Source organism: Alcanivorax limicola (assembly GCF_019931215.1).
In the GTDB taxonomy this organism is placed as follows: domain Bacteria; phylum Pseudomonadota; class Gammaproteobacteria; order Pseudomonadales; family Alcanivoracaceae; genus Isoalcanivorax; species Isoalcanivorax limicola.
Genome location: NZ_JAIOUB010000003.1, coordinates 387,001 through 401,263 on the forward strand (window position 1 = coordinate 387,001; position 14,263 = coordinate 401,263).

Sequence of the window (14,263 nt, forward strand, 5' to 3'; positions counted from 1 at the left end):
TATGAATGTCCTGTTATGGGGCGGACCAGCAGGCCGCACAGCCACGTACAGGTCGCAGCGCCCGGGCCACAGCACCGGGATGACGCGCCGGAGCCGCAATGAATCCAGTTCAGCTTTCCATATTCGCCAATCGCCTGTCGGGTATCTGTGACGAGATGGGGGCCTTGCTGCGCCGTTGCGCTCTGTCGCCGAACATCAAGGACCGGCTGGATTTCTCCTGTGCCATTTTCGACGCCCACGGCGAACTGTGTGCCCAGGCGGCACATATCCCGGTGCATCTGGGCAGCATGGCTTACGCCATGCGTGATCTGGTTGCCGGGCGAGACTGGCAGCCGGGCAGCCTGCTGGTGGTCAACGATCCTTATCTTGGCGGCACACACCTGCCGGATGTCACCGTGGTGGCGCCCGTGTTCTGCGGCGACGGCCCCGATCCCGTGGCATTCACCGTGACCCGCGCCCACCATGCCAATATCGGTGCCCAGGCACCGGGGTCGATGCCAGTGTCCCGCCATCTGGATGAAGAGGGCATCGTGATTGCGCCGCAATGGTTGCGCCGGCAGGGCGCATGGGCGATGCCGCTGGTGCGGCGGCTGGTGGATGATGCAGAGACGGCTGCGCCGGAAGAGACGCCCCGGTTCGCGGATTTTGTCGCCCAGGCCAGTGCCTGCGAAGCGGGCGGACGCTGGCTTGCGGCGCTGCTGGCAGAGCGCGGTCTGGCATGGTTCGAGCACGGTGTGGTAGCGCTCAATGCCTACGGTGAGCGGCTGACGCAGCAGTTGCTCGCGGGAATGCCGGATGGGCACTACACGTTCACGGATTATCTTGATGACGATGGTCAGGGCACGCTGGATATCCCGGTCGTGGTGAGTATTCGCGTGGGGGGCGAGCGTGCCCATGTGGATTTCACCGGCACCAGCGATCAGGTGGCGGGCAATATCAACTGCCCGCTGTCGGTGGCCGCCGCTGCGGTCTATTACTGTTTCCGCTGTTTGCTGCCTGCCTCCGTCCCGGCCTGCGCAGGTCTGTTTCGTCCGGTCACTCTGGGGGCACCAGCGGGCAGCCTGGTGAATGCCCGACGCCCGGCGGCGGTGGCCGCCGGCAATGTGGAGACCAGCTCGCGTATTGTCGATGCGGTGCTGGGCGCGCTGGCCGCCGCCATCCCCGAACGTATTCCCGCTGCCAGCCACGGCACCATGAACAATCTGGCCATGGGCGCCCATGCTCAAACTCAAGGTGACGGGCCGGGCTGGGACTATTATGAAACCATGGGCGGCGGCATGGGCGCCTCAGCGCGGGCCGCCGGGCTCTCCGGCGTGCAGACGCACATGACCAACACTCTGAATACACCGATCGAGAGCCTGGAGCAGCACTATCCGCTGCGCGTCTGGCGCTATGCCCTGCGGCGCGGCAGCGGTGGAGCGGGGCTGCATGTCGGTGGCGATGGCCTGATCCGCGAACTGGAATTTCTGGCACCCGCCCAGGTGACCCTGCTGACGGAGCGGCGTACCCATGCGCCCTGGGGGATGGCGGGCGGTGCCGCCGGGCAACCGGGCGAGAATCGTTTCAATGGCCGCCTGTTGCCGGGCAAAACGACCTTCCATGCGCGACAGGGGGATCGCCTGGTTATGGCGTCGCCGGGTGCTGGTGGCTGGGGCCGGTAGTGCACGGAGTATTCTGAAGGCTATCAAACCTGATTATCTTAAGAAGAATGATTTGCATTCACTTTAGGAAAGAATCTAGACTCTTGCCCGGAGTGCCCGGTTCGGGGGCAATACATTGTTTACATGGCAGGAGTCGAGATGATGTGGCGTATCAGGATGTTGGCCTTGGCCGGTGGCTGTCTGGCGGCGACGGGGATGGCAGTGGCGGAAGAGGCCAACTCGTCAGGGGGAACGCTGGACCAGGTGACGATCATCGGCAGTGAGGAAGATCGGCGGTTCGCGCCGGGGTCTGCCTTTCAGGTGACCCAGGAAGAGCTGGAGCGATTCGAGCATACCGACATCCACCGCATGCTTGATGATGTGCCCGGGGTGTACATCCAGGAAGAAGACGGTTTTGGTCTGCGCCCGAATATCGGTATTCGCGGGGCCGGGCCGGAGCGCACATCAAAGATCACGGTAATGGAGGACGGTGTACTGGTCGCGCCTGCGCCTTACGCTGATCCTGCCGCCTACTATTTCCCTACCGCGGGCCGCATGAGTGGCATCGAGGTGCTCAAAGGCCCCAACACCCTGCGTTATGGCCCTTACACTGTGGGCGGCGCACTCAATCTGCAATCCACACCGATTCCCACTGCGCCCGGCGGCAGCCTGACGTCCGAGTTGGGCAACTTCGGTAACCAGAAAACACATATCCACTACGGCGGCACGGAAGGCCAGTGGGGCTACCTGCTGGAAGGCTGGCGCCAGAACGCCGACGGGTTCCAGAATATTGATCGCAGCAACCGGGATACCGGCCTGGCGGTGGAAGATTATGTGGCCAGGTTGCGCTGGCGCAGTGCCCCGGATGCGGCACTTGCGCAGCAGCTGGACTTCAAGGTGCAGTACTCCGAAGAAGCGTCGAATTTCTCCTACGTCGGTCTGACCGATGAAGATTTCGGCCGCGACGCGCGCCGCCGTTACGGCCTGACGGAGCTGGATCAGATCACCAATCGCCACCGCGGTTACAGCATCCGCCACCAGATCGCGCTGGGCCTGGAAGGCTCTTTGGCGACGACCCTGTACCGAAACGACTTCTATCGGAACTGGTACAAGGTTGACCGGATTGATGGCCAGTCAGTGTCCGGCTATATGGCTGATGCCAATACCGATCCGCTCAAACAGGATGTGTTGCGGGGCGATCTCGACGTCACGGATATTCGCGTCAAGAACAATGCCCGGGATTATTACGCCCAGGGCGTTCAGTTCGAATATTCTGATGCCTTCTACGTTGGCGATGTCCGCAATGACTGGCTGACAGGCGTGCGTCTGCACGAAGACGAGAGCGACCGCTTCCAGCCCATCGACGTGTTCAATCAGGAAAATGGCAGCCTCGTTTACCAGAACACCATCTTGCCGGGCGCGGGTGACAACCGCGTCGGTGAAGCCGAGGCGACGTCTGTCTGGGCGCTGAACCGGATGACCTTTGACCGCTTGCAGCTCACCGGCTCGCTGCGATACGAAAATATCAAGACCAAGGAAACACGCTACAGCGATGTTGACCGCACCATTGCCAACGTCACAGCACGGGCACGCACTGAAGAAGTGATGGCCGGCCTGGGTGCAACCTACGCGTTCAACGAGCGAGTCACGTTGCTGGCCGGTTTGCACCAGGGCTTTGCCCCGGCGGGGGCAGGCGCTGACGATGACGAAGATCCGGAGAAAAGCGTCAACTATGAACTGGGTATGCGACTGCTCGACGGCAATCGCCGCCTGGACGTTATCGGCTTCCTCAGCGATTACAGCAATGCGGTGCAGAACTGCTCCGTGGCCAACCCTTGCCCGGACGCGGCAGTGAGCGGCACCTATCAACTGGGTGAGTCAGAGGTTTACGGCCTTGAGCTGGCATTCCGCGATGTGGTGTACGAAGGCACCGGGTTTGTCGTGCCGGCGGGTCTGACCTACACCTGGACCAAGGGCGAGATCACCCGCGACTCGGACAACGGTGATGTGTTCGCCGGTGATCCGCTGCCTTATGTCGCTGAACATATCGGTACCGTATTCGTGGGTGTCGAGCATGGCCAGGGGTGGAAGACGTTCCTGAACGCGCGTTACAGCGATGCTGTCTGCATCAACAACGACTGCGAACGGGTCAATGACTCGCTGCTGAAAACAGACAGCTACGTCACCCTCAATCTGGCAGCCAGCTACGCGCTGACACCGGCGGCAGAAGTGTATGTCAAGGTGGAGAACCTGCTGGACAAGGAAGCGGTTGCCTCCCGCAGCCCGGCGGGCGCCCGCGTCAACATGCCCCGCTATGCGGGTCTGGGTGTACGGTTGAGCTTCTGAGGGGCTCTCGATCCTCTCAAACAGGCATTTCTCCATGGGCAGTATCTGTCTGCCCATGGAGACTTGCTCTCTCAGTTGGTAGAATGGCGGCGTTTGCTACACACACCGCATTGAGGCAGCAGTCCTATGAACGACGCGACGGACGTAATGAAGGTCATTCAGGAGCAGATCGAGAAGAATCCGGTCATCCTGTACATGAAAGGGTCACCGCAGTTTCCGCAGTGCGGCTTTTCGGCCCGGGCGGTGGAGGTCATGACCACCATCGGCAAGCCGTTTGCCTATGTCAATGTGCTGGAAGCGCCAGAGATTCGCAGTAACCTGCCGAAGTATGGCGATTGGCCGACGTTTCCCCAGTTGTGGGTGAATGGCGAGCTGGTCGGTGGCAGTGACATCATCATGGAGATGCATGTCAGTGGCGATCTGGCAAAAATGGTCGAGGAAGCAGCTGGCGCGTAATGCCCGGTCTGCTGACAGGAAACCGCTGGCGAGGAGACTCGTTGGCGGTTTTTTTTGTGTTCCATTTTTTGTTGGTTTGGGGGTTGTGACCCCCGGGTTATGGCCGCAGCCCCGCCTAGAGGCGGGGGATGCGGGGTTTGACGACGGCCAGCAGTGCTGGCAGCAGTGTCAGGTTGGAGAGCAGGGCCACCAGCATGGCCAGCGCGGTGAGCATGCCGAAGTACACCGTCGGGTTGAAGTTGGAGACCACCAGGATCGAGAAGCCGGCGATGATGGTCAGCGACGTGTAGTAGATCGCCGTGCCGATCGAACCGTGGCAACGTTTCATGGTGGCCATATAATCCTGATCGACAGGAAACTCCTCACGATACCGGTGGATATAGTGAATCGTATCGTCCACCGCGATGCCGATGGTGATGGCCGCAATGGTGATGGTCATGATGTCCAGCGGCAGGCCGATCCAGCCCATCAGCCCGAGAATGAAAGCCGCGCTGAACAGGTTGGGCAGCATCGCAATCAAGGCCACCACCGGTGAACGGAACAGCACCAGGAACATGGCGAAGATGGCCAGGAAGACGAAACCCAGGGTTTTGATCTGGGAGTCAAACAGGCTCTGCAGCATGTTGTTGTAGAGCACCATGGCGCCCGTCAGCTGGATCTGTTCCGGCTCCAGACCAAATTGTTCTTCCAGGTCCACGCGGATGCGCTTGAGCAGTTCGTTGCGATTGAGGTTTTCATCGGAATCGATCATGCGCAGGCTGATGCGTGCTTCATTGCCGTCGTCGGACAGGTACGGGCTGATCAACTGCCCACGCAGGTCCTCCGGCACAAAGCTGGCGAGCAACATCAGCTCCACATAGCTCAGCGGGCCTTCGTTGAGAATGGTCGCCAGTTCATAGGTGGAGGCGATGGAAAGCACCTTGCCGGTTTCCGGCAGGGATTGCAGGTAATGCTGGATCGCCAACAGCTGATCGAGGCGTTCCGGCGTGTACCAGTAGCTGTTTTCCAACGGGTTGTTGCTGTCACCGTTCTCACCAAAGGGATCGTCGGCAAAGGGGTCGTCGTCGAACGGGTCGCCCCAGTCGTCATCACTCGTGTCGGCGGCGGCCGTTGAGGCGGTGCTGGCAGGCGCTGTCTGCGACGCTGCAGCGGGCGGTTGCAGAATGATGTCCAGCGGCGTGGTGCCGCCCAGGTTGCGATCAATCTCGAGCATGCCCTGATAGATTTCAGTGTCTTTCTGGAAGTAGTCGATAAAGCGGTTTTCCACCGTCAGGCGGGAGACCCCGGCCAGGGAAATCAGCGTCACGACAACGCCCACCACCAGCAGCGATACGGTATAGCGGCGGGTAATACCGGCGATCAGCAGCGTGGCACGGCGGGTGAAATCACGCAGCTTTTGCGGTTCGCCCGGCGACAGCAGACCCAGCAAGGTGGGGTAGAGGGTGAAGCACAGCAACATGGCGACGCCGATGCCGAGGGTCATCATCCAGCCGAAATCGATCACGGGTCGAATGCCACTGAACACCAGCGAGGAGAAAGCCACCATGGTGGTCAGGCCGGTATAGAGAATCGGCCGGGACATGCGCCGGAAGGTCTCCGTGATCAGCTCCTCCTGGGTGGCGCCGGGGCTCGCCACATGCAGCTCCCGGTAACGCACGGTCAGGTGGATGGTCATGGACATGGTGATGATCAGCAGCAAGGAAACGAAGTTGGAGCTGATCACGGTGACTTTCCAGTCCATGAAGCCAAGCCAGCCGGCCATCCAGATGGCGGTCATGGCGCAGCAGGCCATGGGGATGACCACCCAGCGTGGCCGGCGGAATATCACCAGCAGCGTCAGGATGAGAAACAGGCCGACGCCGACGCTGAATACCTGCAGATCACTACGCACAAAGCTGATGACATCCGTGGCAATCATGGCGGCGCCACCGAGGAACAGGTTCGCGTTGTCCCGGTAGCCGTCCATGATGGCGCGGATTTCGGCAATCTCGTCAGCGCTGCGCGCCTGGGTCTGGGCGTTATAGTCGCTGAACTCCCGGGTGATACGGCTCAGCTCACGCTCTTCGTCTGACGAGAGGGTGCCGGCGCGGTCCTTGTCGCGCAGGGCATTGCGCCGGTTCAGTAATTGAAAGTATTCCTGGTCCCGGGACATGGTGATCAGCAGGGCGGTGATGGTGCCTGAGCGGTTGACCAGCAGGTCTTCATACACCGGGTTGGTGCCGGTGAATTCCTCCCGCGCCAGCGCCAGGTCCACGTCCTTGTCTTCCAGCGTGGTGTAGCCGCTGGCCAGATCCCGGAAGCTGACCTGGGGACTGAACAGCAGCGGCACATCCAGCATGGTGTAGACCGAGTTGACCCGATCCACTTCGCTCAGCTCGGCACGCAGCCGACCCAGCTCATCGAGCGCGTCCCGGCTGAACAGGTCAAAGGCAGTGGGCTCGAATGTCACAACCAGGAATTCGCTGCCGCCGTAGCGCTTGGAGACCTCCCGGTAGAACGCCAGCGATTCGTCATTTTCGAGCACCAGCGATTCCGCCGAGGCATCCAGGCGGAAGTTGCGGCTTTCCCAGATGGCCGCGGCGCTGACCAGCGACAGAATAACCAGCCAGATGACCGGGTGGCGCAGTACCAGGCGCTGGTACACATCAAAAAACATCTTGGTCACGGCAACATCCTTGCTTGTCAGTGCGTTTATGCGGGGGTGGCGAGCCACCGGGTGTCAAAGTCGAATCAGCGATGTCACTGCCTGTTCTGTTACTGTTTTCAGAGCTCTTGGCTTCAGAGCTCTTTGTCTTAGAACATGGCAGCAAGTTCGCGGGCGAAGCGGTCGTTGAAGCGGCGCAAGGCGCCGGCCACCGGCAGAGTCAGCAGGCTGACGATGCCTTCGGACCATTCTTCGTGATGAATGCGGCAGCTGCCGCCCTCCACCGGTGTGAAGGTGAAGCGGTGCAGCATGCGCATGAAGGGAAGATCAATGCCCCAGGTGATGCGGTAGTCCTGCTCGAACTCGATGATCGGAACGACCAGTGGCGCTGGCGGCAGGCCCGGCAGCTTGGGCATGAACAGCAACAACGAACCCTTGCGCCAGTCGCCATTCAGCAACTTGGCCCGGTGAATCACGCTGGACCAGTCCTGCCAGTCGGACACATTGCAGAAGAAGCGGAAGGCCTGGGCGGGCGGTACGGCGGCATCGGTGACCATGTCTGCGTAGTAGCGTTTGAGCATGAATAAACAGTCTCTTCTTGTATGTTTACAAAGGCCTGCTGTCGAGGCAATCTGTCGGGCTGACCGGGACAATCCCGTCAGTTTGCCACAGCTGTAGCAGTTGCGGGCGTCATCTTGGGATAATCTTGCAGCAGCCCCAGGCCACTGCCGCCACACGCTATGGCTGCCACACGCTATTATAGTATGGCAGTATGCCGACAGCCCTGATGGCCATGACATGACAACAATGAAACCATGGACAAGTGTGCGCTGATGTCAACGTTCAAACGATGGGGGCCACCCCATGTCCGGTAGCCTGTTGCCCGCATCCATCCTGCCGGGGCTGCTGGAGCTTGCCCTGAAAAGCCGCCTGAATATCCAGACGCTGTTTGATCAGGCCGGGATCGATCCGGATACGGTGGGGCGTCACGATCAGTTCATCACCCTCGGCCAGCTGGATATGTTGCTGTCGGCGGCCTTTGCCGTGGCCGAAGAAGACCCGTTTTTCGGGCTGCGGGTCGGCCAGGAAAATCACTATGGCAACCTGGATCTGCTGGGCAATCTGATGGCGACGGCCGGCAGCCTGGGCGAGGCGCTGGTGTTGCTGCTGCGCTACAAGGACCTGCTGGTGCCCTATCAGCAGTTCGAACTGCAGGAGCACGGTGATCTGGTCGCGCTGACCAGCACGTCTGACGAATCCCTGAATTTCACCCGCACGCGCACCCACAATGAGGTGGTTGTGGCCACCATGGTGGCGATTGGCCGCTCATTGACCGGCGGCGAGCTGGGTTTGCGCCGTGTCGGCTTCTGCCACGCGCAGCCGGCATCGGTTGCACCTTACGAGGAGATGTTCCGGGTGCCGATCACGTTCGCTGCTGAACACAATGAAATAGTGATCGAACGGGCCGTACTGGATGTGCCCTTGCCCACGGCCTACCCGAAATACAATCAACGCCTGCGCCGGCTGGCAGATCAGCAACTGGCGCGGCTAAGCCGGGCCCAGGGATTGGCTGGCCAGGTGCAGGACATTCTGGAAGCACGCCTGGGCCAGGCCGACACCAGCGTTGAGCAGATAGCGGCGGTGCTGAATCTCAGTGCCCGCACCCTGCAGCGCCGATTGCGCCAGGAGGGCGTCACCTTTGCCGGGCTGCGTGATCAGGTGCGTCACAGACATGCCTGCGCGGCGCTGGCCGGGGCGGATTGCGACATGGAGCAACTGGCCGCCGCACTCGGCTTCTCCGATACGGCCAACTTCTACCATGCCTTCAAGCGCTGGCAGGGCTGCGCCCCTGGCGCCTACCGCCGAAAGGTGATCGGATGAGTCCCCGGGCCAGCGACGCCAGTGGCCGGCTTTACGTCGCCGGCGGGCACGCCATGATGGTCGGCTGCCACATCCAGAATCTGCCTCACGCCCATTACAATGCGTCGATCCTGGTGGCGACTGGCGAACCCTTCCGGTTTGCCCACGGTGATGACTGGGTCACCTCGCGGGGCGTATTGGTTGCGCCTTGCGTCTCCCAACAACTGGAGACCGCTGACGATAAAGTGGTGGTCATGCAGGTCGACCCTGACCGGGGCAGCTACCGCCGCTTCGGCGAGCGCCTCCAGGGGCGCCCCTGGGTCGAGCTCGAAGTGGACGAATGCCGGGCGATCACCCGTGCCATGCCCAACAAGGAGTGGACCCCGAGCAGGGCGATCCGGTTTTTCCAGCGTGCGATCGATGTGCTGGCGGAGCGGGCTCCGGGACCTGTGCGGCGTGACCCACGGGTCGAAAAGGTGCGGGAGCTGCTGCTACGCAATTTTGAGCACCCGCCGCGTGTTGACTGGTTGGCTCGCAAGGCTGCCTTGTCCGTGTCGCGCTTGCAGCACCTGTTCAAGAAGGAGCTCGGGCTGAGTCTGAGCCAGTACTTGTTGTGGCTGCGTGTCGGCAGGGCCGTACAGCTGCTGGAGCGGGGGGTATCACTGACTGAGGCCGCTATTGCGGCGGGCTTTTCGGATTCGGCGCACTTCAGCCGGACTTTCCGGAAGATGTTTGGCCAGCGGCCCTCAGCGATGCTCAAAGATAGCAGTAGCGTTCAAGTTTTCATTCTGCCGCATCAGCCAAGATAGTCGCTTGTTTTGATAGTCGCTTGATTTATATGGTGTGCGCTACACACCTGCCTCATGGCAGCACTGCTGCTGCAAAGAATGCGTGTCGCGACAGCGACACCGAACGACGGAGAGCTTGCCCGGTTATCGGGCATACCCAGGGCGTGCTACCTGACAGCACGCCCTTTTTTTTGCTTTATCGCGGCGTGGCTGGACGTTTGTATTTGGCCGCGACTACGCGCTTGCTGGAAAGCGGGTTGTTCTCAAGCAGAGTTGGTCACCCTCCAGCGAGTACGCGTTGAGCCGGGGTATGCCCTTCCGGGACCGCTCAAGCCGTCCCTGGTCGCTCGCGCTTTGGCCATCCCTGGCCAAAGAGGTCCCTCCAGGGCAAACCCCGGCTCAACGCTGGCAGGAGATTCGAAGTTCGGTAGCTGTTATCGACTTTCTGGAGGAACAAAACCGTCAGTTGGCTTCCAGCTTATCGACCGGGCTGCGCGTGACGGCCCTCGGGGGGCGGTAAAGGTTTTCAGGACTGTTTGAGGCAGGATGCCGAAACCAAGCCCCCAGGGATGGGTTTACGGCGTGTCCTGAAAACCTTTACCGCCCCCCGAGGGCCACAACCACCAGCCAACAAAGAATGGAACACCCCGCGACCGAGTAGCCAGAGACGGGCAAAAAAAAGCGCCGGGGTTGCCGGCGCCTGATATCTATCAGAGGGATTGCATCGGAGGGTTGTAACAGAATCAGCTATGTCTGTCGGGGCTGCCAAATCAGCCACTGGTAAATATGACGCCACCCCGACGCAAAAGTTCACACCCGCTTTCAAATACGACATTATCATTAGGTTTTCAGGCCCGGCTGCCACCGGACCTGTCACCGCGACAACTGACAAAATGACTGAAAAGAGGTCCCGGACATGAGCAAGAGCCCCATCATGGATCGCCGCAATCTGGATTTTCTGCTGTACGAAGTGCTGGGCGCAGAACAGCTCACCGGCTGGGATGCTTTTGCCGAGCACAATCGCGACACCTTCAATGCCGTGGTTGACCTGGCCCATGATCTCGCCCTGGAGCAGTTCCTGCCCCACAACCGCAAATCGGACCTTCATGAGCCCGAGTTCGACAACGGCCGCGTGCGCATCATTCCCGAGGTCAAGCAGGCCCTGGATGCCTATATCGAGGCCGGTTTCATGGGCGCCACAGCACCCGCCGAGATCGGCGGCATGCAACTGCCGTTTCTGATTGATACCGCCGCCAGCAGCGCGTTCGGTGCCGCCAATGTGGCCACCTTTGCTTATGCCGTACTGGCCCGGGGCGTAGCCAACCTGCTGACCGCCCACGGCAATGAGGATCAGCAGCGCCGCTACCGCGACCCGATTCTGGCCGGGCGCTTCTACGGCACCATGTGCCTGAGTGAGCCCCAGGCGGGGTCCTCGCTGGCTGAAATTCGCACCCGTGCAGTGCCACATCAGGACGGGCATTACCTGCTGGAAGGCGCCAAGATGTGGATCAGCGGCGGCGAGCATGAGCTGGGCGAGAACATCATTCATATGGTGCTGGCGCGTCTGCCTGATGCACCGGCTGGTGTGCGCGGCATCAGCCTGTTTGCGGTGCCGAAGTTTCACGTCAACGATGATGGTTCGCTGGGCGAGCGCAATGACGTAGTGCTGGCAGGGGTGAACCACAAGATGGGCTATCGCGGCACCGTCAATACCTTCCTGAAGTTCGGTGAGAGCGGGCAGTGCAAGGGCTGGCTGGTGGGCGAACCCCATAAAGGCCTGGCCTGCATGTTTCATATGATGAATGAAGCCCGCATCGGCGTCGGCCTGGGGGCGATCATGCTCGGCAATGCGGGTTACCTGCATTCACTGGAGTATGCCAAAGAGCGCCGCCAGGGGCGTCTGCCGGATCAGAAGGACCCGGCCAGCGAGCCAGTGACGTTGATCGAGCACGCCGACGTGCGGCGCATGTTGTTGCAGCAGAAATGCTATGTGGAATCGTCTTTTGCGCTAGCCCTTTATGGCGCCCGACTGGTGGATGAAAAAGCCAGTGCACCGGAGCCGACGGCGCGGGAAGAGGCCGGGTTGCTGCTTGAGTTGCTGACGCCAATCATCAAGGCCTGGCCGTCGGACTGGTGTCTGAAGGCAAACGAACTGGCGATTCAGATTCTCGGGGGCTACGGCTACACCCGGGAATATCCGGTGGAGCAGCATTACCGGGATAACCGCCTCAACCCGATTCACGAAGGCACCAATGGTATCCAGGCGATGGACTTGCTGGGCCGCAAGGCGATGATGCAACAGGGGGCTGCATTGAAGCTGCTGATGCAGCGTATGCAAACAACCCTGACCGCCGCGGCGGAGCACGAAGCGCTGGCGGGGCATGTCAGTGCCATGCAGCATTATCTGCAACTGGCAGGTGGCACCACCGCCGTCCTCGGGCAACAACTGGCTGCCGGGAACGTGCGTTTGGCGCTGGCAAATGCGACTCACTATATGACGCTGATCGGTCATCTGAGCATGGCCTGGATGTTGCTGGAGCAGGCCTCTGTGGCAGCCGCGGCATTGTCTGGTGCCCGCGGTAGTATCAATGACGGTGACCGGGATTTTTATGAGGGCAAGTTGATCGCCTGCGATTTCTTTTTCCGGCATGAGCTGCCGGTGATTGAACATAGCGCGGCGTTGCTGAAATCTCTGGACGATACGACCTTGCGCGCGACCGCTGCGCATTTCTGACGGCAGCCTGGCTGCTCAGTAAATGTCTCGGTGATAGCGTGAGGTCTGTATCAGCGTATCGACTTCCGCCTCGCCCAGCAGCTGTCTCAGTGCACTGTCCACACCCTGGCCCATGGCCAGGCTGCCGCACACGTAAAAGTGCGCGCCTGCGGCGACCCATGCCTGCAGGCGTGTTGCGTGGCGATGCAGCAGATCCTGCACATAGCCCGTATCCGGTGACGTTCCGCGGGAAAAGATACGGTCCAGATGGGTCAGGTGCCCAGCTTCATGCCATGTCTGAAGTGCCCCGTCATGGTAGCGATCATGGTCCGCACTGCGCTCACCGAACAGCAACCAGTTCCGGTGATGACCGCGTTCGGCGCGCTCGAGAAGGTGCGCGTGGAGGCCGGCCAGGCCGGTGCCGTTGCCAATCAGTATGATTGGCAGATCTTGCGTTATGCCATGGAAATTACGGTTTGTGCGGATGCTCAGCGATACGGATTCGCCCACCTGCAGCGATTGCGTCAGTAGTCCGGACCCCAGGCCGAGCTGGCCATCCGCGTGACGCATCTGTCGTACCAGAAGCTGCAGGCTGGCAGGCGCCGCACCGTGTTTTTCGCCAGCACCGGGCAACGACGCGATGGAGTATTCCCGGCGGGTATCGCCAATATGTATCACCGCCAGATCACCCGCGACCCAGTGGGGCAGGGCCGGGGCGGTCAGGCTGATATGGAAGGCCGGTGCGCCCGGGCTGCCGGGATTGAGATGTTCGCGGCGTTGCAGGGCCATGGTGTGCACGGTGGTCGATGGTTTTACAGGCGTGGGCGGCGAGACTGCCGAAGCGGTGAAGTACGCGAGCTGCTGATGCCAGTGCGTCAGGGCGGCCGCATCGTGTTTGTCCACTTCCACCGGCGCGAAGCTGGCATGAGCGCCTTGCTGCCGCAGCCATGCGTTCAGGCTGCGGCCAAAGCCGCAAAATAATTCATAGGTGCTGTCTCCCAGTGCCAACAGGCCGAACTCCAGCCGTGACAGATCTGTGCGTGTCGGCAAGACGCGGCGGGCAAACAGCGCGCCGTTGTCCGGCGGGTCGCCCTCGCCGTGGGTACTGACGATGAACAGGGCCTGCTGTGCGCTGCCCAACGTGACAGCGTCCAGCGCATTCAGCGCTATCATCTGCACGGCGCGCCCCGCATCTTGCAAACGCCGGGTGGTTTCCTGTGCCAGCGCTTCGGCGCCGCCGGTCTGGCTGGCGTAGCAGACCAGCATGGTGTCGTTTGCTGTCGTGTCCGGCGTGATGATGCCGGGTGCTTGTGGTGCTTGCGGGGCTTGTGTTGTATTGCCCCGCAAAAACTGCCGAAGCAATAAGCCGTACGCCAACAATAGCAGCAACGTTGCCGGCAAGGGCGCACCCAGTGTTCGCCGCAGACGCTGCCCCGCGGTTTCTGCGCGCGTCAGCCAGCGCTGGCCGCGCAAGGGCATGGTATGCAAGGTGCCGCTCACCGGGTCCGCCAGTGCGTGACGACGCTGCGCACTGTGTAGGTCGGTATAAAAGACCTGTGCAAACCGGCCCGGCGCTGCGGGCAATGTCAGTCGATGCAAGCGCAGATCCGGATGGCTGGCTTCAAGGTGCTGAAGCAGCCGCGCGGCAGGTTGCGCGCGACCGTCAGTGCCTGGTGCGGGCAGCGCCGGATTGAGCATTCGCAACAGCGGCTCTGTCGGCAAGCTCACACACAACAGCAGCGCGGCGCCACACAGCAGCAGCCCGCCATGCCGTGGTCTGGTCCGCGCAGATGCCGGGGAAGAAGCTGGCGCCACG

General features: G+C 61.3%; 9 protein-coding genes. 6 read left to right on the top strand and 3 right to left on the bottom strand.

What is annotated here, in order from left to right:
• Positions 1-98 precede the first annotated feature (98 nt).
• From K8B33_RS11890 to grxD, 3 genes are all read left to right on the top strand, one after another.
• Positions 99-1,661 (top strand): hydantoinase B/oxoprolinase family protein, encoded by a 1,563-nt coding sequence (locus K8B33_RS11890; protein ID WP_223426741.1) that lies wholly within the window; start codon positions 99-101, stop codon positions 1,659-1,661.
• Between the two features lie 138 nt (positions 1,662-1,799).
• Complete coding sequence (locus K8B33_RS11895) at positions 1,800-3,986, top strand: TonB-dependent receptor family protein (RefSeq protein WP_223426742.1); 2,187 nt, start codon at positions 1,800-1,802, stop codon at positions 3,984-3,986.
• Positions 3,987-4,112: 126 nt separating this feature from the next.
• Positions 4,113-4,442 carry a Grx4 family monothiol glutaredoxin gene (gene grxD, locus K8B33_RS11900; protein ID WP_223426744.1) on the top strand — a complete coding sequence of 110 codons (330 nt, stop codon included), beginning with the start codon at positions 4,113-4,115 and terminating at the stop codon, positions 4,440-4,442.
• A 115-nt stretch (positions 4,443-4,557) separates the two neighbouring features.
• Here the strand turns inward: grxD and K8B33_RS11905 are convergent, their stop codons facing one another.
• Entirely contained in the window at positions 4,558-7,098 is a 2,541-nt protein-coding gene (locus K8B33_RS11905; protein ID WP_223427144.1) for an efflux RND transporter permease subunit, read from the bottom strand.
• Positions 7,099-7,235: 137 nt separating this feature from the next.
• The gene (locus K8B33_RS11910) at positions 7,236-7,667 is read right to left on the bottom strand and encodes an SRPBCC family protein (protein WP_223426746.1); all 432 of its coding nucleotides are present in this window, start codon (positions 7,665-7,667) and stop codon (positions 7,236-7,238) included.
• Between the two features lie 283 nt (positions 7,668-7,950).
• Here K8B33_RS11910 and K8B33_RS11915 point away from each other — a divergent pair, with 283 nt between their 5' ends.
• From K8B33_RS11915 to K8B33_RS11925, 3 genes are all read left to right on the top strand, one after another.
• Positions 7,951-8,967, top strand: a complete 1,017-nt coding sequence (locus K8B33_RS11915; protein WP_223426749.1) for an AraC family transcriptional regulator — start codon at positions 7,951-7,953, stop codon at positions 8,965-8,967.
• Complete coding sequence (locus K8B33_RS11920) at positions 8,964-9,755, top strand: AraC family transcriptional regulator (RefSeq protein WP_223426751.1); 792 nt, start codon at positions 8,964-8,966, stop codon at positions 9,753-9,755. Before K8B33_RS11915 ends, K8B33_RS11920 begins: the two co-directional genes overlap by 4 nt.
• Before the next feature lie 895 nt (positions 9,756-10,650).
• Positions 10,651-12,468 (top strand): acyl-CoA dehydrogenase, encoded by a 1,818-nt coding sequence (locus K8B33_RS11925; protein WP_223426754.1) that lies wholly within the window; start codon positions 10,651-10,653, stop codon positions 12,466-12,468.
• A gap of 15 nt (positions 12,469-12,483) precedes the next feature.
• Here K8B33_RS11925 and K8B33_RS11930 read toward each other — a convergent pair whose 3' ends face one another.
• Positions 12,484-14,262 carry a flavodoxin domain-containing protein gene (locus tag K8B33_RS11930; RefSeq protein WP_223426757.1) on the bottom strand — a complete coding sequence of 593 codons (1,779 nt, stop codon included), beginning with the start codon at positions 14,260-14,262 and terminating at the stop codon, positions 12,484-12,486.
• Position 14,263 lies beyond the last annotated feature (1 nt).

Bases quoted from the DNA above. Each gene is read 5' to 3' on its own strand.
- K8B33_RS11890 (WP_223426741.1), top strand. From the start codon at position 99: ATGAATCCAGTTCAGCTTTCCATATTCGCCAATCGCCTGTCGGGTATC.
- K8B33_RS11895 (WP_223426742.1), top strand. From the start codon at position 1,800: ATGATGTGGCGTATCAGGATGTTGGCCTTGGCCGGTGGCTGTCTGGCG.
- grxD (WP_223426744.1), top strand. From the start codon at position 4,113: ATGAACGACGCGACGGACGTAATGAAGGTCATTCAGGAGCAGATCGAG.
- K8B33_RS11905 (WP_223427144.1), bottom strand. From the start codon at position 7,098: ATGTTTTTTGATGTGTACCAGCGCCTGGTACTGCGCCACCCGGTCATC.
- K8B33_RS11910 (WP_223426746.1), bottom strand. From the start codon at position 7,667: ATGCTCAAACGCTACTACGCAGACATGGTCACCGATGCCGCCGTACCG.
- K8B33_RS11915 (WP_223426749.1), top strand. From the start codon at position 7,951: ATGTCCGGTAGCCTGTTGCCCGCATCCATCCTGCCGGGGCTGCTGGAG.
- K8B33_RS11920 (WP_223426751.1), top strand. From the start codon at position 8,964: ATGAGTCCCCGGGCCAGCGACGCCAGTGGCCGGCTTTACGTCGCCGGC.
- K8B33_RS11925 (WP_223426754.1), top strand. From the start codon at position 10,651: ATGAGCAAGAGCCCCATCATGGATCGCCGCAATCTGGATTTTCTGCTG.